At 49.7% G+C, this 24,227-nt stretch carries 15 protein-coding genes; 11 read left to right on the forward strand and 4 right to left on the reverse strand.

Annotation, left to right across the window (positions count from 1 at the left end; all coding sequences use genetic code 11):
* Nucleotides 1-248 precede the first annotated feature (248 nt).
* Nucleotides 249-1,613, reverse strand: a complete 1,365-nt coding sequence (locus tag ACE3MQ_RS14945; protein WP_379393929.1) for an ammonium transporter — start codon at nt 1,611-1,613, stop codon at nt 249-251.
* Nucleotides 1,614-1,962: 349 nt separating this feature from the next.
* Nucleotides 1,963-3,231, reverse strand: a complete 1,269-nt coding sequence (locus tag ACE3MQ_RS14950; RefSeq protein WP_379393931.1) for a chitinase — start codon at nt 3,229-3,231, stop codon at nt 1,963-1,965.
* 1,008 nt (nt 3,232-4,239) lie between these two features.
* Between ACE3MQ_RS14950 and ACE3MQ_RS14955 the strand changes: the two genes are divergently transcribed.
* The 8 genes from ACE3MQ_RS14955 (at nt 4,240) to ACE3MQ_RS14990 (ending at nt 18,867) form a co-directional block, all read left to right on the forward strand.
* Complete coding sequence (locus tag ACE3MQ_RS14955; protein WP_379393933.1) at nt 4,240-5,139, forward strand: copper amine oxidase N-terminal domain-containing protein; 900 nt, start codon at nt 4,240-4,242, stop codon at nt 5,137-5,139.
* 336 nt (nt 5,140-5,475) lie between these two features.
* The gene (locus tag ACE3MQ_RS14960; RefSeq protein ID WP_379393935.1) at nt 5,476-6,366 is read left to right on the forward strand and encodes a copper amine oxidase N-terminal domain-containing protein; all 891 of its coding nucleotides are present in this window, start codon (nt 5,476-5,478) and stop codon (nt 6,364-6,366) included.
* Nucleotides 6,367-6,377: 11 nt separating this feature from the next.
* Nucleotides 6,378-9,146, forward strand: coding sequence for a hypothetical protein (locus ACE3MQ_RS14965; protein WP_379393937.1), 2,769 nt, complete (start codon nt 6,378-6,380; stop codon nt 9,144-9,146).
* A gap of 476 nt (nt 9,147-9,622) precedes the next feature.
* A complete protein-coding gene (locus ACE3MQ_RS14970) occupies nt 9,623-10,324 on the forward strand; it encodes an ABC transporter ATP-binding protein (RefSeq protein WP_379393939.1) in 702 nt (233 codons plus the stop codon).
* 7 nt (nt 10,325-10,331) lie between these two features.
* Entirely contained in the window at nt 10,332-13,655 is a 3,324-nt protein-coding gene (locus tag ACE3MQ_RS14975; RefSeq protein ID WP_379393941.1) for an FtsX-like permease family protein, read from the forward strand.
* Nucleotides 13,656-14,198: 543 nt separating this feature from the next.
* Nucleotides 14,199-16,292: an ABC transporter ATP-binding protein gene (locus ACE3MQ_RS14980; protein ID WP_379393943.1), complete on the forward strand. Its 2,094-nt coding sequence runs from the start codon at nt 14,199-14,201 to the stop codon at nt 16,290-16,292.
* Nucleotides 16,273-18,108: an ABC transporter ATP-binding protein gene (locus ACE3MQ_RS14985; protein WP_379393945.1), complete on the forward strand. Its 1,836-nt coding sequence runs from the start codon at nt 16,273-16,275 to the stop codon at nt 18,106-18,108. Before ACE3MQ_RS14980 ends, ACE3MQ_RS14985 begins: the two co-directional genes overlap by 20 nt.
* 3 nt (nt 18,109-18,111) lie before the next feature.
* Nucleotides 18,112-18,867 carry an AAA family ATPase gene (locus ACE3MQ_RS14990; protein WP_379393947.1) on the forward strand — a complete coding sequence of 252 codons (756 nt, stop codon included), beginning with the start codon at nt 18,112-18,114 and terminating at the stop codon, nt 18,865-18,867.
* Between the two features lie 83 nt (nt 18,868-18,950).
* Here the strand turns inward: ACE3MQ_RS14990 and ACE3MQ_RS14995 are convergent, their stop codons facing one another.
* Nucleotides 18,951-19,454, reverse strand: a complete 504-nt coding sequence (locus ACE3MQ_RS14995) for a hypothetical protein (RefSeq protein ID WP_379393949.1) — start codon at nt 19,452-19,454, stop codon at nt 18,951-18,953.
* Between the two features lie 289 nt (nt 19,455-19,743).
* Between ACE3MQ_RS14995 and ACE3MQ_RS15000 the strand changes: the two genes are divergently transcribed.
* The 3 genes from ACE3MQ_RS15000 (at nt 19,744) to ACE3MQ_RS15010 (ending at nt 22,428) form a co-directional block, all read left to right on the forward strand.
* On the forward strand, nt 19,744-20,505 hold the full coding sequence (locus ACE3MQ_RS15000; protein ID WP_379393951.1) for a class I SAM-dependent methyltransferase: 762 nt from the start codon (nt 19,744-19,746) through the stop codon (nt 20,503-20,505).
* Nucleotides 20,506-20,581: 76 nt separating this feature from the next.
* A complete protein-coding gene (locus ACE3MQ_RS15005) occupies nt 20,582-21,757 on the forward strand; it encodes a DUF4272 domain-containing protein (protein WP_379393953.1) in 1,176 nt (391 codons plus the stop codon).
* A gap of 284 nt (nt 21,758-22,041) precedes the next feature.
* Nucleotides 22,042-22,428, forward strand: a complete 387-nt coding sequence (locus tag ACE3MQ_RS15010; protein WP_379393955.1) for a YmaF family protein — start codon at nt 22,042-22,044, stop codon at nt 22,426-22,428.
* A 231-nt stretch (nt 22,429-22,659) separates the two neighbouring features.
* On the opposite strand, the gene ACE3MQ_RS15015 is transcribed toward ACE3MQ_RS15010, so the two are convergent.
* Complete coding sequence (locus tag ACE3MQ_RS15015; RefSeq protein WP_379393957.1) at nt 22,660-23,691, reverse strand: ribonucleotide-diphosphate reductase subunit beta; 1,032 nt, start codon at nt 23,689-23,691, stop codon at nt 22,660-22,662.
* Nucleotides 23,692-24,227: the final 536 nt, after the last annotated feature.

The raw sequence follows: 24,227 nt of genomic DNA on the forward strand, positions 1-24,227 counted from the left end.
AGCGGCATTATCGAACTCAATGCTTGACTCTAGCGCATTCCTTCATACATCAAATGTAGACAATCTCATATGAAAAGAAGCAAATACAGATAATAAAAGTGAAATTATAATTGAAAGTATCAACCAATTGCTTTTTTTAACAGAACACACCACCCTACTGGGGATTAAGTGGGATTTTAACCCACTATAGAACATTCTGCCCAAAAGTTCAAAAAGGAGGGCCTAAGCCCTCCCAAACACCCTATAACCTACTCCACCGCCGCAGATCGCGTTACCAGAAGATCGTGCCCCTCATGTCCATCATTCTCTTTCTCCTTCATGGACGAGCTGCTGGCCGTTTTCATTCTCCATTTCATATGCTCAGGATAACCATAGGTTCCATGCTCGCTCAGGTCGAGGCCCATCACCTCTTCTTCTTTGCTTACGCGCAGCCCCATCAGCTTTTTCATGCCCCAAAGGATGGAGAAGGAGAGCGTGAATACGAAGGCGAAGGTGCCGACGACTCCTAGGACTTGCACGCCCAATTGCCCCAGGCCACCGCCGTAGAACAGACCTGGTTGGCCTACCCCTGTGATTCCTACTAGCTTCGGAGTGGCGAACAACCCTGTAGAGATGGCTCCCCATACCCCGGCAATACCGTGTACTGAGGCCGCGGCGATCGGATCGTCAATGCCTGCCCGTTCAATCCATCTTCCTGCAAAAAAGGTAATGATCCCCGCTACCGCACCAATTAGGATCGAGGCCCAGGTATCGACGAATGCGCACGCCCCTGTAATGGCAACTAGCGCGCCTAATATGCCGTTTAACATGCTCGGAATATCTGACTTACCGCGAGCCATCCACGAAATGAGCAGGGCGGCGATACCGCCAGCCGCAGCAGCCAGGTTTGTCGTCAAAAGCACATACCCGAAAAAACCATCATTTAACGGGGTTAAAGCACTGCCCGGATTAAAGCCAAACCAGCCGATCCACAAAATGATGACCCCCAGTACGGTAATGACTTGGTTGTGTCCTGGAATACTGTTCGGCTTTCCGTCTTTATCGTATTTGCGCAGGCGAGGCTTGAGCAGGATCGTTGCGGCCAGAGCAGCGGTTGCCCCCGTCAAATGAACCACGGTAGATCCGGCATAGTCTTGCATCCCGAGGCTGCCTAGCCAGCCGCCGCCCCAAACCCAGTGGGTGACGATCGGATAAATAATCACCGTAAAGATCGCCCCGAACACGATATATACGCTGAGCTTCGCCCGTTCTGCCATCCCTCCACAGGCGATAGCCAACGAAACCGCCGCAAAAGCCATTTGGAACAAAAACATCAGATCGAGCGGGACACCGATATCCGCTAACACGCTAAACGAACGGATATCTCCTTCTCCGCCGAATAGAAACCCCGTCGTTCCCAAGAAGCTGTTCCCATCGCCAAAAGCGAAACCAAAGCCCAAAGCCCACCACGATAGGATAGCTACGCCCAGTGTAAGCATCGTCTTTCCGGCAACATGACCGGCGTTCTTCATTCTCACATTACCCGCTTCCAGCAAAGCAAACCCGGCTTGCATAAAAAAGACCAGCATCGCAGCCAGAAATACGAACAACGAGTTAAACCCAATTTCCATCATGTTTCCCACTCCTCTAATGTCATATTAGCTAACATGTTTCAAATGTTAATGAAATTATAAATGGAGGGAGTACTGGGTTTACATGCACTTTTTTGTATTGAATTTATAAGATTTGAACACGATATACTATTTTTCTATCATCCCACAGAGCGTTTACCATTTGTTTTGTAACAAACTTGTTTACTTATTCAGAAATATTATAGATTTAATAAAATATTTTTCTCAGTGTAGAAATTCAGAATCATTTCATGAGAAGGAAGGCATCTGGACAAGGTGAATCTAAAATAAGAGGACAAGGAGATTGTGTTGCCCATCTTCCTTGTCCCCTTATTCTTACAATATCTGAATCCTAAAAGGGCTTCATATTTAAAGTGTTAACCTTTTCGCCAGAGATATCGATGCCCATCCGTTGCGTAATTTCGCGGTAATGGCCTGCGCGGCGCAGCACCGGGCTGCCCTCGGTCTCACCTAGATTGGCTTCAAGACCGTTCAAAACCATGATCGTCACCCCGAATCCAGGCTTCCCAAGACCCTTTAACTTGTCCTCGGTATTCGGCTTCCATCTTCCGACCATAACGTCGTGAGCGGAAGGCTTTGGATTCTGCGGGGTCATCCAGAACAAGATTGCAGTCATATAGCCAAGCTTGCCGTCTTGCGCAACTTGTTCGGGGTTGTTAAGGAGGACGCTTTTGTCCCCGTAAATGATCGAACTGAACAGCCCATAGTTGAAATTCCAGCTAAGCATGATTGGTCCGCGCCCATAATAGCGTTTTCCGGGCGTCCCTGGGAACAAGGCGGCGCTGTCGGGGTCAACGAATGCATCCATGTTAGCGCCGGTTCGACCTGCAATGTTCTCATTCCAGAACAGTCCCCAGCGCAGTTCTCCTCCTGGCGCACCACTCCACCCGCCGCCGGTTTCATGAGACAGGTTGGCGAGGAAAGCGGCAAGCTCGCGCTTACGGTCTTTCTTGAACCCTTCCTTTAGAAAAGTTCCGAAATCAACGATTACGGTTTCGATCGGCTTGCTTCTGATCTCATCCGAATTAAAATCGGCGGATCGCAGAACGAGCGTTTCTACCTTGGCTTCTTTATCCAGCCTATGTATCTCTTGAGAAGTTGTACCGATCCGGGTGCCGATTTTTATTTTCAGATTCGAAACTTCAGTCACGGCATCAATCAGATTATCATAGGAAAAATAATCGCTCTGATCCGCTTTGTAATACTCCTTGCCTTGAGCGACCTTAAACCATTCCTCAGAGCCGAGACGATAAGGGAATAATTCCTCGAAATCCTTTTCCGGAAGAAGTGCCTTTACGGCTTCCATCGCTTTTTCAGGCAAATAATCCGGGTCGATATCATCCCATTCCCGAACGATGTCCTGGCGGTTCAAGAGGCGATGCTCGCCGACAGCAAGAGGGCTTCCTGTAAACTGGACAGGGGCAGCAACGTGGGACTGTGTGTGTGAACCAGTATTAGAGGTAAAACCAATACCGGTATTTTGTGTCGACGTTTCTGCAGCGAAAACAGAGAGGGGCGCGGCTAGGAGGGCGGCCCCTAATGTGAGGCAGAGGCTGCGGCGCAATAATTTGGAGGACAGAGGCAACTTAGCGATTGGCATAGACATTCTCCTTTTAGGAATTATTTAAGATGACGCTTACATGGTAGCGACTTGCTTTTTTTGTATATAGGCAGTGGTGCCCACACCTTGTTGAAAAGCAAAGCACGCATTGTTTCCCAAATCAGGGAAGAACGGGACTATTAGCGGGAAGGGTTTTGTTGAATGATAGAAGAGAAAGTCGAAGGTTGAAGTTTGTTCACTTTGATCTGTGCACCGAAGCTTAGGTGGTGGAAAAATAGAATGGGAATACGATATTTTGTCCCTACGAAATGATCCTGCAGCGTAATTAATGAATGGTCAGGTCATGCGCTTTGCATTAGGCTTTCATCGTTTGACTGCTGCCCCTGATAAGCAGTAATGTGCTCGTTCATAATGCTTTGCAAATTCGTACCCATTTTGAGTCATCCTTTCGTATGTGTGGTGGATTTGACTTGCTATGCACAGGTGAGATTGGTTTGACGCTTACGTGGAATATAAAACGGAGTTAAACTACTACCCGTTTTCTCAGTGTATGAATTTCAGAATCATTTTATGAGAAGGAGGAGATAGGTATGATATTTCCCCCTTTTTTTGAATTTTCAGAAATAGCAGAAGAAATTAAAGTTGGATATAAAAATGAAGCAAGTTTGTTGTCAAACGAAATAAATAGACACGGTTGCTAGCAAAGACAGACCATAGGTTTTGTTCCTTTGAGCTTTGTCGGGGCGGCGCTCGTGCTAGGTGATTTGGCATTCTGATCTATACAGTGTGTTGATTTGACACAGGACTTGCAGCAGTTTAAAAGGATAGGTCAGATAGATCCACACCCTCAAATGATTCTTGGGTAGAATGTAAAAGCTTCATTAAATATAGAGGAGTTTGATTAGTAGGTCTAGGTCATAAAACTATTGTCAATGTGACAATAGAACCATAGTTATTGTATGAAATGGTTCAATCTAGTAAAATTCCAGATAGAAGGAGATGGGAAATATAAACAACCTTCTACTAATACATAAAAAGGGAGATAAGATGATGAATTACAAGAGAACCAAGAAGCTCGGGGTAATGCTCCTGACCATGGTACTAGTTCTGACAATCGCACCTGCATGGTCTTCGGCAGCAAAGCTGTCGATCGTTGTAGAGGTCAATGGGAACTTGATATCCTTCCCAGATGCGAAGCCATTCATGGACAAGAGTAACCGGGTTCAGGTACCTGTCAGATTTGTAAGTGAAGCGCTTGGAGCCGAAGTTCGCTGGAACAGCCAAAGCAAGCAAGTCACTGTGAAGATGGGGGAAGACACGACTGTCCTTACTCTAGGAAAAAAGGCGTTTACTGTTAATGGTCAAACGAAACAAATGGACACAGTTGCCCAGGAAAAACAGAACAGAACTTTTGTCCCTTTGCGTTTTGTCAGCGAGGCGCTCGGTGCCAAGGTAATTTGGCATTCAGACCTATACAGTGTGGAGATTCTGACAGGGCTTGCAGCGGAGCAACCGGAAAGCTCAAAAGGAACGACAACCCCCAAAGATCCTTGGGAGGAATTTTTGGCCTCAAGAAGTATAGAAGGGGAGACTGAAATGAAGGTTACTGAGGGATTTAGTTACTATGAGACGTATAAATCTGGATTAGTTGTAACTAGCGAATATGACGAATATAAAAAGGAATATGGTAAGCAGGGGATAGTCATAAAACCTCGTATCGAATTTGGCAGAGACGGTGTGGACTACAACCAGCAGACCAAAGATTTGGAGGAAATATTGCTCCAAAAAATTGATACCAAAACAGTAGAAAAGATCATGAAATATGTGAAACAAAAGACTAAAAGGGAAGATGAATTAGAAGCAAAGGAATTTAGCGACGATACATATAGAATTAGAGTGACATCGAGATATTGGGATGATATATATGTATCGGTTTTGTATAAGTAGGTGAATCCTTATGAGAAAACGAATCGCTGTATTTTTACTGGTTGTATTTATCTGCGGCTTTGTACCGCAAGTCAATATATCCGCTGAGCCAGAGAAAGTAACCGAAACTAACATGACTCTTGCAGAGTATTAAAATACCCTTAGTCCTAGAAGCTTTTGACTTAATACATATAAAGCTGATTCTTTGAATAAATTCATCTAAGTCTATAAGACTATTGGCAATATGACATTGGACTCATAGTTATTGTATGAAATGGTTCAATCTAGTAAAATTCCAGATAGAAGGAGATGGGAAATATAAACAACCTTCTACTAATACATAAAAAGGGAGATAAGATGATGAATTACAAGAGAACCAAGAAGCTCGGGGTATTGCTCCTGACCATGGTACTAGTTCTGACAATCGCACCTGCATGGTCTTCGGCGGCGAAGCGGTCAATCGTTGTAGAGGTCAATGGGAACTTGATATCTTTCCCGGATGCGAAGCCGTTCATGGACAAAAGCAACCGGGTACAGGTACCTGTCAGATTTGTAAGTGAAGCGCTTGGAGCTGAAGTTCGCTGGAGCAGCCAGAGCAAGCAAGTCACTGTACAAATGGGGGAAGACACAATTGTCCTAACTCTAGGGAAAAAGGCGTTCACCGTTAATGGTCAAACCAAACAAATGGACACAGTTGCTCAGGAAAAACAGAACAGAGCTTTTGTTCCCTTGCGCTTTGTCAGCGAGGCACTTGGTGCCAAGGTAACGTGGCATCCAGACCTATATAGCGTTGAGATTCTGACAGGGCTTGCAGCGGAGCAACCTGAAACCTCAAAAGGCAAGACAACCCCCAAGGATCCTTGGGAAGAATGGAAAGCCTCGAGAAGTATAGAGGGGGAGACTGAAAAGAAGAATACTGAAGGGTTTAGTTACTATGGCTCCTACAAATCTGGATTAGCTGTAAATGGTCACTTTGAAAAAGGGGACGGGAAAGAAATTATCATTATAAAACCACAAGTCAAATTTAGCAGGGGAAATGAGGATTATAATCAACAGGTCAAAGATCTGGAGGAAATCTTACTCCAAAAGATTGACTCAAAAACAGTAGATAGTACCATAAAATATGTGAAACAAAAAACCAAAAGGGAAGATGAGCTAGAGTCAAAGGAATTCAGTGATGATACATATAGAATTGTAGTAGTGTCAAGCTACTGGGACGATATAATTGTATCAGTTCGGTATAAGTAGGTGAAAGTTGAATGAGGAAACTTATAGCTTCTTTATTTCTGGCTGTATTCATCTGCGGTCTTGTACCGCAAGTCAGTATATTCGCTGAACCAGAAGATGAAACCGAGACTAAGTTAACTTTAGAGGAGTATTTAAAGACACTTACTCCTGAAGAGGTATTGAAACGAGCTAATCAGGATATGGAAGAATTATATGGGGAGAAAAACTTCTATCCACAAAAATCAAAGGGGAGAACGTTTAATACAACATTAGTGCAGCAACAAATTGATGAGGCAATTAAAGATCCTAAAAAATTTAAAGGTTTCGATATTGTATATGGTACAAGTCATGGTACCACGATTACACACAAGGGAAAAACCATGCAAAGATACTCAGGTTATAATGTCTTTGGTGACCCAGTATCAACAGATGGCTTCCCATGGGACGCGGGCTGGAGCGGTACCAAGATTCAGAATTTTTCATTGATTCCGTACCCTTGGAGATCAAGGGATGTAAATGAAACATTCAACGATTTTCCCAATAACTTTGATGGTGACCTACCCGATAAACTACTAGAATACCTGCCCAACAAAACCTTCGAAGGCAAAATCATCGAAGCGCTGAATAAAGATTACGCTAATCAGCTTTACGGCGAGAACCTCATGTACAACAATCAGAATAAAAAGTACGAAGACAGCAAGGTTTACGACAGGGGCACCGCCCCCAAAGGAGGCTGGATTAAATACGTGCACGTGATCCAGCCGCCAACTTATCTCTCCCAGGGATCTGGGAGAGTGTACTTAACCAAGGGTACATATATGGACGTGCCGATCGCTGCATTTATAGAGACTGAGCCTAGTGATATCTCTGCAGAGTTTGTCGACCTGCCGTCCGAGGCTATGGCTGGAGATGAAGTCTATGTTTCTGTATGGCTAAGGTCTACGTTCCCTAAGCGGGAAACCGCCAAGTTTTCATGGAGTGTTACCCGTAAAAGCGATGGGCTCCCTCTGACGGCGGCGGAAAATCAATTGACATACGGAGGCGGGGTGGCGGCTGAATCAGGATCAATCGGTATTTCCAAAACCGAGAAAAGACGTCTGAACGTCTCTTTCACGATGCCCGAAAGCGATGTACGGATTCAGTTCAAGATTAATGAAGACGGTAAGCAGCCTGAAGAGGTGATACTGGATAACAACGTCCTTAACTCCGATATTAAATTGAACATCCCGCAGCAGCTGCCTTATGACATGCTGACGAAGAAGGTCGAGCTTGATCTGCCGAGCAATACCGCAACATTGGAGCTGCCTGATTTGCCCGATGCGAGGTGGGCAGGGAATGCGAAAGGCAGACTTGCCGTAATCAACCAGTCGCCGGAATTGCTTAGGGACTTCGAGGTTCATAATAACCCGGATGTGGACGTAAGCAGCTCGACTGTTTTCCGCACGCCGGTGGTCACCTACACGATCAAAAGAGAGGATTACGGGGATAATCCGTTAGGGGAGCGATGGCTCAATTTGGACAAACCCGGAGTCCCGCTTTCCAAGACGGGCAAGATTCATTATGAAGGCTCTATAAGCAGAAAGTACGAATATACGCACTCCTGGTCGGAATGCACCGGTGAAGGTGAAGATAGAACGTGTGAGACAAAATCGGAAACTCTGACTGGAACCGCAACGGCCAACTTTACATCGGATACCATTACTAAGGTCTATGATATGTATGTCTACAACGGAATGAAGGATGTTCCAAAGCGGGAGTATCGTAATGAAATCGAAGAAAATCATACTGATTCCCTAGCAAAGAAACTGTTTTGGGAGAATGAACCCTATCACTACGACGTCATCCGCCATATGCACCATCAGGATGAAAACGGGAAAAAGGTTGATTGGACACAAGTACCCGGTCAGTATAAACGGACGTTCATTCAACAAGCTAGCGGAAGCGTGCAATGGAATATTGAAAGCTCCATGAGCGATGAATACGCCCAAGCCAGAGATGCCGCTGCTAAGCGAAAAAACAACAAGAAGCTTTTCGACAAGGCGGTATTCGCCACCGATAAGGAGCTTCAGAAGTACGATTATCCGATCAAGTCGGGATACTACTTCAATCCTGCGGGCAGCTACACGTTTACTGTTAAAACGGAGGTATTCAAAGATAAGCAGCCGAATGACATGACGGACGATCATAAGGATCTAGTGAACGGACTCATCAATTCCTTCCGCTATGAAACCGACCTGATGTTCATTAACAATCAAAAGGCCGCTGTTAACATCAAAAACAAGGGGCTTAAGGAAAAAGGCGGGGGATTTGAGCGGGAACCTGGCTTTATATCCATCAAGGACAACAAGTCGGTGAACTCGATCCCGCTGATCAGTGTGCTGGATCGAAGCGATGATCCGTCTCGTTACACGAAAAAGGTAGAAGAAATCAAGCATACGGACAAACGCGGCGGCGACTCGCATCGGTTCTGGAAGATGGTGCTTGAAGGCTACAGCGAATCGTATACCGCAGGAAGCAACACGAACTACGCCTACCGTGAATATGTGAAAGCCGGACAGCATATGTACAAAATTACGGAAACATCCACGATCACCCTCGTTGTTAATCCGGGCAATGTACCGCTGTACACACATGCAAGCATGCCAAATGGAACCTACTACGTTAAGGCCTGGTTTGAAAAAGTCGATATGACGGAAGGGAATCATGCCTACAGGGATCTCAAGGTATTGCAAGGTGTTGAGGACATAGATTCCATTGAGGTAACCGTGGCCGGGTCGATGTTTGATGATTTGAATAATTGATACTGTGAATAGGAGCCCTTCACTGCAACTTTGCCTAAGCGTATAACGCATAGACAAGCAAGGCGCAGTGGAGAGCTCTTATTTTATTGATGGAGGAGTAGCTTCAGCTAGTTCTGCTCTCATCACCCCGTCTATCAGACTAAGGCCTGATTAAAGCCATCCTTGGATGGACTCGCTAAATTAGCAGTATCGTTCTTTGGCTGACGTAACGCATATCGGGACTTTCCCAGAGATTCAGCATTTTTCCAATTGATGGCATTTATCTCCAAAAAGATAATATATAGAACAAGAGATTCCTAACCTTCCTTAGATGTAGAATTACATTATACAGGAGCCTAATATATAGATCACATCAACTATTGAAGTTTTTGCTTGCTATTTTTGTTGTGATACACTAGGAACAAAGGTTAAGAATGTACGGCGGCATAGGAAAAACGCTCAATATTTGCATTAAGGACAAAAGGGTGGTATGAAGCATGGCATTTGTAACGATCAGGAATGAATATAAGCGCTATCAAATGGGAGAGACGACGATCATCGCCAATGATGGGATTGATTTCGAAATTGAGAAGGGCGAGTTCGCCATTATTGTGGGACCCAGTGGAGCAGGGAAGTCTACAGTGCTGAATATTCTTGGCGGGATGGATACGGCTGATGAGGGCGAGGTGCTTGTTGACGGGAACGACATTGCCAAATACGGCAGCAGGGAGCTTACCGGCTACCGCCGTCATGATGTCGGTTTCGTGTTCCAGTTCTATAATTTGGTTCCGAATTTGACGGCCAAGGAAAACGTGGAGCTGGCGTCGCAAATTTCCCCGCGCGCGCTCGATGCGGAGCAGGTGCTGCGCGATGTGGGGCTCGGCGAGCGCCTGAACAACTTCCCGGCTCAGCTCTCCGGCGGGGAGCAGCAGCGAGTGGCAATCGCCCGTGCGCTGGCCAAGCAGCCGAAGCTGCTGCTATGCGATGAGCCGACGGGAGCGCTGGACTATAACACCGGCCGCCAGGTGCTGAAACTGCTGCAGGATACTTGCCGAAACACGGGGACGACCGTGATCGTCATTACCCATAATTCGGCGATTGCGCCGATGGCTGATCGGGTAATTGAGATTAACAATGCCAAGGTTCGCCGCGTCACGTTGAATCCAGATCCTGTATCCGTGGATGATATTGAGTGGTAAGGGGTAAATGACATTGAGGAAAAAAGCGTTATGGCGCGATATTTTTCGCGAAATTTGGCAGACGAAGGCGAGATTTTTATCGATCTTTGCCATTATCATGTTAGGCGTTGGCTTTTTTGCCGGGATTAAGGCCACGGGGCCGGATATGCTGGATACGGCTAACCATTATTTTAAAAGATTGCAGCTCATGGATCTTAAAGTTCAATCTACTTACGGATTGACCGAGGAAGATCTCGAGGTTCTGCAGGAGCAGCCCGGAGTTCGCGTCGTTCAGCCGGGATATAGCGAGGATGTTTTTCTCGGGGAAAGCGGTCTTATTGCCAAAGTGTTCTCTTATTCCAAAGACCATGCGCTGAATGACTACAAAGTCGTAGAGGGCAAACTGCCCGAGGCCTCGGGCGAAATTGCGATTGATGATCACCAGGCCGTGACGAATGCCTTTGGGCTCGGAGATACGATTACGTTCACGAATCCGGATCCGGACGTCAAGCTGGAGGATTCTTTTCAGCGCGTCAGCTATACCGTTGTTGGCTTGGTAAAAAGTCCGCAGTATATCGAAAAAGGAGGCCGCGGCACCAGCCGGATCGGCAAAGGGACGGCGGATGCTTTTGTCGTGATTCCGCAGGAGGATTTTAGCCTGCCAGTATATACCGAAGCTTATATAGGCTTTGAGGATACTGCGGGCATAACGACTTATACGCCGGAATACGAAACCCGTGTAGAGCAGCATAAGTCCGCTGTTGAGCAGGCGCTAAGCTCGCGACCGGAGCAGCGGCTGGAAGAGGTGCGGGCCGAGGGTCAGGAGAAGCTGGATGACGCCGAGCGGCAAATCGAGGAAGGCAAAACGAAGCTGGCCGATGCCGAGACGAAGCTGGCGGATGCCAAGGAGAAGCTGGACGAGGGCCGAAAGAGCTACGAGGAGGGTGCGTCCAAGCTGGAGCGCGAGCTGGCTAAAGGGCAAGCCCAGCTCGACAAGGCTGCGAAGGAGCTGGCCGCAGGCAAAGCCGAGCTGGCGAAGAATCGCACCGCGCTTAGCGAGGGCGAGACGCAGTTCAAGGCCGGCCAAGCGAAGCTGGATGCGGAACGGGCCAGCGCGGCTCCTCGCCTTGAGCAGGGGCGGCAGCTGGTTCAGTCGCTGAACCAGACGGCGAGCGTTGCCCCGGACGCGCTGTCCGAGGCGCAGAAGCAGCAGGCCGTGGCGGCAGCGAAGGGCGCGGATGCCCAGTTCGGCGCAGCCGCCGAGGGCTACGTCGGCGGCAGCATCGATAGCGTGGCGTTCAAGCAGGCGATTGCCGGCTTCGAGCAAGGCCTGACGCAGGCCGCAGCTCAGCTTGAGCAAGCGCAGCAGGAGCTGGATCGCCGCGCACAGGAGCTGGCCGCAGGGAAGCAGCAGCTCGCCGCCGCGGAACGCAAGCTGACGCAAGGCGAGGGAGAGCTGGCCGCGGGCAAAACGAAGCTCGCCGAGAGCCGGGAGGAAGGTGAAGCCCAGCTCGCCGAAGCGAAGCGGGAACTAGAGGAAGGGCAGGCCGAGTATGATAAGGGGCTGGCCGAATACAAGGCGGAGAAAGCGAAGGCCGAGCGGGATATTGCCGATGCGGAGAAGAAGCTCACCGAGGGGCAGGAGCAGATCGATGAGCTGAAACTGCCGAAGTATTTCGTGCTGGATCGCAGCAGTAATCCGGGATATGCAGAATACAGCGATAATGCGGATCGGCTGAATGCGATTGCCACGGCTTTTCCGGTATTCTTTTTCCTGATAGCGGCTCTGGTTAGTCTCACGACGATGACTCGGATGGTTGAGGAGCAGCGTCTGCAGATCGGGACACTCAAGGCGCTCGGATACAAAAATGCGGATATTATGGCCAAATTCCTCGTGTACGGAACGCTGGCCAGCCTTGCAGCATCGGCCGCCGGGCTGGCGATTGGTTTTACGTTGTTACCGAAGATTATTTATAACGCGTATGGGACTTTATATAATTTACCGGATTTACGAATTAGCTTTTATCCAAGCTATAGCCTCATTTCTGCCATTGTGGCCTTGCTCTGTACGACGGTGACGGCAGTGATTGCCACGAGGGTAGAGCTGCGCAGCAGCGCATCCGTGCTCATGCGCCCGAAGGCGCCGAAGAGCGGTCAACGGATTTTGCTGGAGCGTATAACGTTTATATGGAAGCAGCTTGGTTTTATCGGCAAGGTGACGGCACGGAATTTGTTCCGTTACAAGCAGCGAATGTTCATGACCGTATTCGGTGTGGCCGGTTGTACGGCGCTGATCCTAACGGGCTTTGGCCTGAAGGATTCGATCGGGGATATCGCTGGACTACAGTACAAGGAAATTATGAAGTACAACGCGATCATTGCCTTTAATGAAGACAGCGACGCCGCCGAGCAGCAGCAGGAGGAATATGAGGCCCTTCTGGCATCGACTCCGGAAATTACAGGTGCGTTGAATGTGATCCAGGATACGATGACAGCTGCGGCAAAAGGGGTCAACAATCAGGATGTTACTGTATTTGCTCCTGAGACTATGGAGAAGCTTGACCGCTTCGTCGTGCTTAAGGATCGGAAAACGGGTGAACGGCGAGAGCTTACCAATCAAGGTGTAATTGTGACGGAGAAGCTGGCGAAGCTGTATAGTCTGAGTCCTGGCGATTCCCTAACACTGCAAAATAAAGATAACGAGCCTTTCGAGGTTCAGGTGGCAGGGGTCACGGAAAACTATGCAATGCACTACATTTATATGACGCCGGCGTATTATGAAGGAATTTTTGGCAAAGAGCCGGAATATAACACACAGCTGCTTTTATCAAGCGATACGAGCAAGGACTGGGAGGATCGCTTTGGCGAAAAGCTGACGCCCTTGGAGCGCGTAGCCCTCGTAAAATTCTCCAGCGGTGTAGGCGACGTGTTCACGGATACGCTCAAAAGTATGGATGTCGTCGTAGTCGTACTCATTATTTCGGCTGCCGCGCTGGCTTTTGTCGTGCTGTATAACCTGACGAACATTAACGTGTCCGAGCGGATACGTGAGCTGTCGACCATTAAGGTGCTGGGCTTCTACGATAAGGAAGTAACGATGTATATTTATCGCGAAAATCTGCTTCTCAGCTTCCTCGGCATCCTGGTCGGGAACTTCTTAGGCATCTGGCTCCATAGCTTTGTGCTTCAGACGGCGGAAATCGATATTATGATGTTCAGTCCAACGATTAAGTGGCTGAGCTATGGATATGCGTCGGTGCTTACGCTTCTGTTCTCAGGTATCGTCATGCTGTTCATGCATTACAAGCTGAAGCATATCGATATGATTGAGGCTTTGAAATCAGTCGAGTAGCATGGGAAGCCAAAAAGAGCCAAAATTAAGTGCTGTACGGCAGCTGGAGTACCATGATGATAAATTGATGTATATAAGTTGAACTAACCTTATTCTCATATCCGCCTTATGGCCATTGCCATCGTCCTCCCCAGATTCAACTGATGGTTATACGGAGGTAAAACAAGCGGAATCCGACCTTGTCGGCTGAACAATAATTTTGAACGAAAAATCGTGCAAAAGAGCTCCCAATGTGGTCGGTCGCGGAGTTTTGAACGAAAAATCGTATAAAAACGCTCCCGAAAGCGTTCGGAGCATGAGCTTTATGCGAAAAATCATACAAAGGTGTGCGATAGACGGTCTTGCACTATAGTTTGTACGAAGAATCGTACAATTACGAAAGAACATTCCACGTGGCCGCTTTCACTATAAAATTTTTAGTTCAACTTATGCAGATCACTACTTAGCTATAGCAACAGAAATAGAGAATGCAGCTGAAGCGAATGCAGCAAGAATAACTAGCTAGATCGCGAAGTCAGACGGAAATCGTCCGGAGGTAAGCAGATGGCTACAATCATATCCTTTATCAAAAAATACCGGATTGCCGCCATGTCGGCAATTTGCATGATGTTGATCGAGCTGTTCGTGGAGCTGATTCAGCCCCTGCTCATTTCCCGCATCATCGATGACGGGATCAATAAGCAGGATCTGTCCGTCGTCTGGCTGTGGGGAGGCGTGCTCGTCGTGAGCGCGCTCCTTGCTTTTGTGGCCGGTGTCGCCAGTTCCTTCTTTGCCTCCCATGCCAGTCAGGGCTTTGGGTATGATCTGCGCGATAAGCTGTACGACAAGGTTCAGTCCTTTTCTTATGCCGTATTCAGCAAGTTTCCAACTTCATCTCTCATTACGCGCCTGACTGGAGATATTACACAGCTCCAGGAAATGGTGTTCATGAGCCTGCGCTTTGCGACGCGCGTTCCGCTGGTCGTCACAGGGAGCGTGATCATGGCACTGATCGTGAATGTGAAGCTCGGCCTGCTGCTGACGGTGACGGCACCGGTGCTGGCGCTCTTTATTCTGTGGATGATGAAAAAAGCGTCCGCTTTATTCCGCACGGTGCAGCAGCGGATGGATACGGTGAACGGCGTCATTCAGGAGAATTTGACCGGCATGCGGCTCATCCGTGTGTTCGTCCGCGTCGGACATGAAATGAAGCGGTTCGAGAAGCGGAGTCAAGACCTGATGCAGGGCACCATTTCCGCGCTGCGTTTGACGGAGACGACGATGCCGCTCATGCTGCTGATGATGAACGGCGGGATTATCGCCATCCTGTGGTTCGGTCGCCTGGACATCGCGGTAGGCAATGCCACGATCGGCGAGGTGGTAGCGGTGCTGAACTATTCGCTGCGCACGATTGGCGCGTTGTCCGCGCTTTCCTGGATCATCAGCTCTTACTCAAGAGCGGCTGCTTCGGGCCAGCGGATCGTGGAAGTGCTCCGCACGGAGGAGGCAGAAGCGGGTGCTGAGGCCGCTGCAGCTGCCAAGGCCACGCCAGCGGCGGCTGCCGCAGAAGCAGCGGTAGATGCCGAAGCTATGATGTCAGCGAATGCTGCAGAAGCAGTAGGAGGTATCGAAGCCATATCAACGGCTGACGTCATTGAACCAGCAGCGGATGCCAGATCCGAATCGGCGGCGGATGGTAGAGAAGCAGCAGTAAACGCCCAAGCTATGTCGTCAGTAGATCGTGCTGTAGGAGGTACCGAAGCCATGTCGGCGAATGCGTCAGGAGAAGTCCGTCCCGTCCGCGAGGCGGAGCAGCGCCCTGGACAGGCTAGGGCTGAGGGAGTGAATGGTGGTTCTCGCTTAACGGGGACAAAGTGTGCCTCAGCATCTAAGGCTCACCCGCTTCAGGGAGAGGTGCGGTTTGAAGGGGTGAGCTTCAGCTACCCTTCCAGCGATATCCGGGTGCTGCAGGACATCACTTTTAAGGTGGAACCGCGGCAGCGGGTAGCGATCATGGGAGCTACCGGGTCAGGGAAATCCTCGCTCGTTCAGCTCATTCCCCGTTTGCATGAGGCGACGGGCGGAGTCATTCGCATCGACGGTCGCGATATCCGGAGGATGGAGCCGGAGCAGCTGCGGGGAGCGATCGGCTATGTCCCGCAGGAGGTCATGCTGTTCTCGGGCTCGGTGCGGGACAATATCGCCTGGGGGCGCGAGGATGCGAGCATGGAGCAAATCATGAACGCTGCCAAGCAGGCGCAAATTCATGAGACGATCAAGCGGCTCTCGCACGGATACGATACGATGCTTGGGCAGCGCGGCGTGAATTTATCCGGCGGCCAGAAGCAGCGGCTGTCGATCGCCCGGGCGCTCGTGCGCCAGCCGGCGATCCTTATTCTGGACGACAGCACGAGTGCGCTCGATGTCCGGACGGAGGCAGCTTTGCTGGAGGAGCTGACACAGTTATCCTGCACTACTTTTCTTATTACGCAAAAAATCAGCTCCACCACGTCGGCCGACCTCATTCTCCTGCTCGACGAAGGGCGTCTCATTGCCCAGGGCAGTCATGAGGAATTAATGGCAGAATCTTCGCTGTATCGGCGGATTTACGAGTCTCAGTATGGGGAGGAGGCGCAGTATGTTCAAAACCTTCGTTGAACCGTTTCGGCATCCTTATCCGAAGCTGGATTCCAAGAGCGGCTCCGCCTCGGGGCGCAAGCCGAAGGCCAAAGCTAAAAACTGGTCGGGGACGCTAGGGCGCATCTGGCAATATTTGGCCCGGCGCAAGGCGAAGCTGACGCTCGTCCTGCTGATGGTTGTGGTCAGCTCGGGGCTAGCGCTGCTTGGACCGTATTTGATTGGCGTATCCGTGGATAATTTCCTCGCTGATGGCGGGGGAGCGCCGTGGGTGTTATTTTTAACCGGATTAGGTGTAGTGTATATAGGCTTCTCGCTTAGCTCGTGGCTGCAAAATATATGGATGATTGAAATCGCCCAGGAGACGGTCTATCGGATGCGGATCGATTTGTTCCGCCAGCTTCATCGGCTGCCCATTCCGTTCTTTGGGACAAGGCAGCAGGGCGAGATTATGAGCCGGTTGACCAATGATATCGACAATGTCAGCTCGACGCTGAACAGCTCGGCGATTCAGATTTTTTCCAGTGTGCTGACGCTTGCGGGGACGCTTGCGGTTATGCTGTATCTCAGTCCGCTGCTGACGCTGCTGACATTCATGATCGTGCCGCTGATGATGCTTGGGATGCGCTGGATTACCCGGCGAACGGGGCCGCTCTACAAGGAGCGCCAGAAGAATTTGGGCGAGCTGAACGGCTATATCGAGGAGACGCTGTCCGGGCAGCGGATCATTAAGGCTTTCTCGCAAGAGGAGCGGGTGATGCGTGAATTTAGGGAGAGGAATGACGCGATCAGGCAGTCGGGATTTTGGGCGCAGACGATTTCGGGCTTCATTCCGAAGCTGATGAACGCGCTGAATAATCTGGGCTTTGCCCTGGTCGCTGGCGTCGGCGGAATTCTCGCGATTCGCGGGGCAATTACCGTCGGGGTGATAATCGTATTCGTGGAGTATTCCAGGCAGTTCACCCGGCCGCTCAATGATCTTGCGAACCAGTGGAACACGCTGCTGTCGGCGATTGCCGGGGCGGAGCGCGTGTTCGAAGTGATGGATGAAGAAGTCGAGGAAAGGGACGAGTCGGCGGCGGTCACGCTGCGGCAGGTCGAAGGAGCGGTGCGCTTCGTGGACGTTTCCTTCTCCTATGAGGAAGGCGGCGATACGCTGGAGGCTATCAGCTTCGAGGCGAAGCCCGGTGAAATGATTGCGCTGGTTGGTCCTACGGGGGCAGGCAAGACGACGCTGATTCAGCTGCTGTCCCGGTTCTACAATCCCTCTAGAGGGACGTTCACGGTTGATGGACGGGATATTACGACGATCCGGCGCGAAAGCCTGCGATCGCATATGGCGTTCGTGCTGCAGGATTCTTTTTTGTTCAAGGGCACGATTCGGGAAAATATCCGCTTCGGGCGGCTGGATGCGACCGATGAAGAGGTGGAGGAAGCATCGCGGCTGGCGAATGCACATTCCTTCATTATGCGTCTGCAGGACGGCTACGATAAAATGCTCGACGCGGACGGCAGCGGTATCAGCCAAGGCCAGCGGCAGCTGTTGGCCATCGCGCGGGCGATTCTCGCGAACCCGTCGATCCTTGTCCTGGACGAAGCAACCAGCAGCATCGATACGGTGACGGAGCTCAAGATCCAGGAGGGCTTGCAGCGGCTGATGAAGGGCAGAACGAGCTTTGTCATCGCGCATCGGCTCAATACGATCCGTCAGGCGGATAAAATTCTCGTGCTGAAGGACGGCCGACTAATTGAACAGGGTTCCCACGAGGAGCTGCTGCAGCAGGAGGGCTTCTATAGCGAGCTGTATCACGGGAATATGCAGGGAGAGGATGTGTAGCTCATGAGCGGCTTAACGAAAATGGATGCTTATTTGCGGAGCGTCACGCTGCGGCGGGAGGAAGTGCCGTCTTTTCGCGAGTACCCTTTTCATCTGCCGGCGGTAGCTGATCTGGAGCTGTTGGATTTTCACCCTAAGGTGACTTATATTGTAGGCGAGAACGGCATGGGCAAATCGACATTGCTGGAGGCGATCGCCGTCGCCCTCGGCTTCAACCCGGAAGGCGGGACGCTGAATTTCAATTTCTCGACCGCTGAGACTCATTCCGAGCTGCATGAATATATCCGACTGGTGAAGGGCGTGCGCAAGCCGAGGGACGGCTTCTTCTTCCGGGCGGAAAGCTATTATAATCTGGCCACGGAGATCGGGCGGCTGGATGAGGGGGAAGGCGGGCCGCCTGTTGTCGGTTCTTACGGCGGCAGGCCCCTGCACATGATGTCACACGGCGAATCGTTCTTTGCGGCGTTCATGAATCGTTTCAGGGGCCGGGGGCTGTATATTATGGACGAGCCGGAGGCCGCCTTGTCGCCGTATCGCCAGATGGCGATGCTGTCACGGATTCATGAGCTCGTGAACCAGTATTCGCAGCTCATCATCTCCACGCACTCGCCGATCATCATGGCCTACCCGGACAGCGTGATCTACCAGTTGACGCCGGAGGGGATTCGCCAGGCAGCGCTGGAGGAGACGGATCATTTCGTCATTATGAAGGAGTTCATGAATTACCCGGAGCGTATGCTGAGGGAGCTGCTGGAGTGAGAGATTACGGCGGCTCCTTCGTTATTTTTTTGGATTGCATGCTTGTTGCAGATTGATGATTTATAGTCAATTGGCGGTATGCTTTATCGTAAATGAATGACTTTATTTTTGATTGAGCTAAATGGCTTCGTTACGTCGCTTAATTTGATTTCCCCCGCAATATCTTTGGGTTCTCCGTTTACGGTGTAATGAATCTCGACCTGGAGAGAGTCTTGTTTCCGCACGCGGATATCTTCTATAAGGCTGCTAGTGTTGGAGTACTGTTTGCCGTTTGCGGCATCTGGCAAAGTAAATGGGTCGTCGGCTTGACTTCGTGATAGGATCATCGTGTCGTTGATAGAAAAAACGTAGCTTATACCATCGAATGATTTATTTTCACCCATGACCTCCAGAAAGTGTCCCGTAATAAACAATGAGTAGGGGAAAGCCGCAATTTGGATATCTCTGAAGTACAGATCTTCGGTTTCAATATCAAAGGTATATACTGTTTGGCCGTAACGGAGCTGATATTGGCTGTATATGAGGGAGATGCTCATGAATCCGAAAAGGATGGTCATCATGGTTAGGACTAGCACGCGTTTTTTCAATTTACGTAGCTCCTATCTTTTGCATTATTTGTTATTCTGAGTATAGCCATGGATACGAGTCGTGGCAGTTAACTATTTAATACATACAGGATTTATGGGGTGAATCATGCAATGATGATGTTCATGGTGGTAAAATACGGTACCTGCCCGGTGCAGCTGAGAACAAACGGATAACCGATTGTACCGGGCTGAAGAGGTGCCGTTATCCGGCAGCTGCGCCGCTCTCTTTATAAGATGGAAGAAGTATACACTTCAGCGTCTTAAAATGCTTAAGAGAGGGGTATATTACGTGAATCGAGAGACATGGAAAAGAGAATGGAAGAGGGAAGAAGCGAAGGGTTTTCAGGGGTGGGATTTCTCGCAAATTGCCGGACGAATCGCGGAGGAAGAACTGCCTTGGGATTATAGAGCCGCTGTGCTGGCCCAGATGAGCGAAGAACGCGTGATGCTCGATATGGGGACAGGGGGAGGGGAGTTTCTCCGTTCGCTTCGGCCTCCAAGAGGGAAGACGTATGCGACGGAAGCTTATCTGCCGAATTACGAGCTCTGCCGTGAGACCTTGCCGCCTTGCGGTATTGAGGTCAGGCAGGTATTGGATGATGATCATTTGCCGTTTGAAGATCAGTTCTTCGATTTGGTCATCAACCGTCATGAAGCATACTCTGTTCAGGAACTGGATAGAGTGCTGAAACCGGGCGGTTTGTTCATTACCCAGCAGGTAGGCGGCCAAAACAACAGGGAGCTGTCCCGGCGGCTGCTCGGTGACGAGGCGATGATAACCGATGACGGGTTCAGCCTGGAGCAGGCGGTTCGCGATTTGACGGTGACCGGGTTCACGGTTTTGGAGCAGCAAGAGTGTTTTCCGAGTCTCCGATTTTTGGATATCGGGGCTTTAGTGTATTTTGCGAAGGTGATCGAATGGGAATTTGCAGGCTTTTCTGTGGATCGCTGCTTCGAACAGCTCTGCGCATTGCAGGCAAAACTAGAGCAGGAAGGTTATGTGCAAAGCAAGGAGCATCGTTTTTTTATCACGGCCCGCAAATGTAATTAAATCCCTCTCATTGACCGATAAATTGGATTATACAACAGTGAGGTTCATTAGCTGCTATTATGGAGGAGGGCTTTCTTTGCCGTATTTCACGATATTTGCTTCCAGAAATGATACTGAGGATATTCCGGGCTTGATTGAGGAGGTTTTCGGGACTGGCTTTAAAATCGTCAACAGCGCGAATGAGTACGTCATTCAGCAGCGAAAATGGTTTAACAAGAACAACATTACCTTAAGGGTAGCGTCCGAGGATACCGATCCGGATTATTTTGCAAACAATATACCAGGCATGATGGGGTTCTATGATCGAATTCCGTTTGAGGATGAGCAGCTGCTGCGTCTTGTGCTTACGCAAATATCTGTAATTAATACAATGCTGGCTATTGAAACGGAGAAGGACTACGATGAGTCCTACATGACATTGTTCCAGGATTTGCTGCGCCGTGTGGATGGGATAGGCTTTTTTCCGAACGGGATGCTGATGGATAGCGACGGACAGGTCATTGTGTATCCTGACGGAAAGTCCGGCTCTGCCGACTTTAGACCCCGGGCATGTACGAGAAAAATTAGAGGCGAGGAGCAGACTTCAGCCGAAGGCGAGCAGCGGAAGCAAGCGACGATTTCATATCTCAAGGAGAAGAATATCCCTTTTAATGAAGGGCTGCCTCAGCTCCCTCCTTCAGGTGATTTACGCTTCAAGTCACGCGAGGAAATTGCCCGTAGGGCGATTGCTTTGCTAATCGTGATCCAATATGCCTGCGATGTTGCCCAAGCTGCGGATCTGGAAGAGTCTCAGCAGTTTGTGAAGGGGATGCTGGATAAGTATGGGGTGACGGATTTTATAACCGGGAATGAGGAGGAGCTGCTTCTTCAGGAGGAACCGTCTCACCAGGATGCGCTCAACATAACGTGGCAATACGAGGCCTATTGGGTGCTGATTTGGGCATTGGGATTGGTAGAGTCGCTCGATTTTCCGGTTGAGGTCTGCGATTGCGATTTTGCGATTCAGTCGGTGTCCAGCTGCGGCAGCTTTGAAGCATTCCTGGCTAAGACCAGTTTCCGCAGTGGAGAGGAAATATTGAACGAAGCCGATCGAATCTATCGCCTGCATTGGGCCTGTGTGAACAGCAGAGTCAAGAGGGAGAACCCTCCAGCTGATATGAATGAAAGCATAGTGATGGAACGGCGCAGAGCACTGTTTTGGCTAATCGGTTACGGAGACGAAGAGTGGGATCACATCCGCATGGATACTTAGGTTGAGGATTTGTTATCTAGTTGTATGCTGCTTGGCCCACTAACCATCTACGCTTTGGCATGCTTCCAGCTTATCATCACGGTTTCGGCGTATCGCTGGCTTGGCGTCGATGTTCGTTCTCGCTCTCGTTCTACTCTTTCAAAGGTGGAGTTGAGCGAGATTGAGGTAAAAGCTGCGAAAATGCAGGAATTATTGCGCCGGCCGACCATAAAAGCTGTAGACTATTGAACTCTCCATCTTTCCCCGGCATAGACTTTAGTATCACATTTAAAGGGGAGTTTTATTTGGAGATACCTGTAACTGGATTTGTTTATCATTCTGAGGAAGGGCCGGGATCGGAACACGCGCATAAGCTGTTTATTACTTCATGGAACGGCAGGCCTGTGCATGTTCATCCTTTCTCCGGGAATACCTCCTATAACATTGGGCACCAGCATTATTATGCAGGCAGAACTGAACCGGCCTTAAGCGGGGTTCAGCATGTTCATAATTATTATGCGGAGACCACCTTTAATGCAGGACATACCCATAAGATCAGAGGAACGACAGGTCCTGCGATTATGCTGCCTGGCGGCGGTCACTACCATTATTTTGAGGGCTATACGACGGTAGACGGGAGCACGCCGCATCGGCATCACTACAGCGGAAACACGGGTAACGAGGAAGCTTAATTGTACAAAGATTAGAATCAGATGGAATCCATAGTCTGGGCCCCAAATAGAGCCTAAGAACTGCAACCGTAAAAAAGCACCCCAACGAATCATGTTGGATTCCCTACACTCACGAGGGGGAGGCCAAGTTTGATTCTAAGGGGTGCTCATTTATTTTACGATACCATGATTGGTACAGACCCGACTGTTCCAGAAGATCTAATTACAAAGTATCTTTTGTGGAATTCACGATTACAAATCGTCAAATCCGTTGTCGTCGCCGACTTTCCCGTAGTTTCGGGATTTTGCCTCGAAGAAGTCTGTTTTCGTAGCGTTCAACGCTTCGTCCGAGAACGGCTTGATCCACGGCATGCAGTTCACGTCCACGCCCTCGTAGGCTTTATCCAGACCCATGAGGCCAAGACGCTTGTTGGCAATGTACTTAATGTAATCCCCAAGCTCGTTCAAATCGATGCCGCGGACTTCCTTAAGCGTATAGTGCGCCCAGTTCGTTTCCAGCTCTACCGCCCGATCGATCGTGCGGTACACGTAATCGATGTTCTCCTTCGTATTCAGCTCCGGATAGTCGAGCAGGAGCTGCTTGAACACCTCGGCAAAGAAGTAGCAATGCTGGTTCTCATCCCGCTGGATGTAGGAAATCATTTGACTTGTGCCCATCATCTTCTGGTCGCGTGCCAGATTGTAAAAGAAGGCGAACGTGCTGTAGAAGAAAATGCCTTCCAAAATAAGATCTGCTACAAGCGATTCAAAAAACGTCTGAGGCGTTTGCTCATTACGGAAGTTCTGATAAATTTCCGAGATGAACTTGTTCCGGTCGAGCAGCACAGGATCATGCTTCCAATATTCAAAAATCTCCTTCTGTTCCTGCTCCGATACGATCGAGGACAGCACGTAGGAATACGATTGGTTATGCACCACTTCCTGCTGAGCAATAATCGCGGAAATTGCTTCAAGCGAAGAATCCGTGAAATAACGCTTCACATCCCCAACGAACATCGTCTGCATCGAATCCAGAACCGCAAGCAGCGAAATATTGATCTTAAACGTGCGCTGCTCCTCGGGATCAAGCAATGGGAATTGCTGCGCATCTTTACTCATGGGAATTTCGTCCGCGATCCAGTGGTTCAGCAGCAGTACCTTGTACAGCTTGTACATATGCGGCATGCGGATGTCGTTCCAGTTCAGAATCCCGGAGCACTCTCCATTAATGATGCGAGTTGATTTATTCGGTGCCTCCGTATTAAAAATCGTTTGCAGTTGCAATGATCTCATCTCCTCAAAGATTTGATGTTATAGAAAAATTTCGCGACATTGTAACCTTAATAAAAGTAGCTTTTCCTCCAACCTGAGCGAAACCCGGTAGGGACAGCGCCACCAAGCAGGCAGCCTTACATTCAACTGCACGCAGTGGCATTCCGCTCAAGTTCTTCGTAGCAATCCTCACAGGTACTGCACCAGCACAAGCGAATCCCCGCAGGGGACAGCGCCAGCCAGCACGTAGCTTCACAACCACCATCCGCAGTGGCATTCCACTCAAGGTTCTTCGTAGCATTCCTCACAGGTTCTACACTAGCCTAAGCGAATCCCCGCAGGGGACAGCGCCAGCCAGCAGGCAGCCTTACATCCAACCGTCCGCAGTGGCATTCCGCTCAAGTTTCTTCGTAAGCAATCCTCACAGGTTCTACACTAGCCTAAGCGAATCCCCGCAGGGGACAGCGCCAGCCAGCACGCAGCCTCACAGCCAACCGCTCGCATTGGCATTCCGCTCAAGTTTTTCGTAAGCAATCCTCACAGGTTCT

Source organism: Paenibacillus lentus (assembly GCF_042714055.1).
GTDB lineage: Bacteria > Bacillota > Bacilli > Paenibacillales > Paenibacillaceae > Fontibacillus > Fontibacillus lentus_A.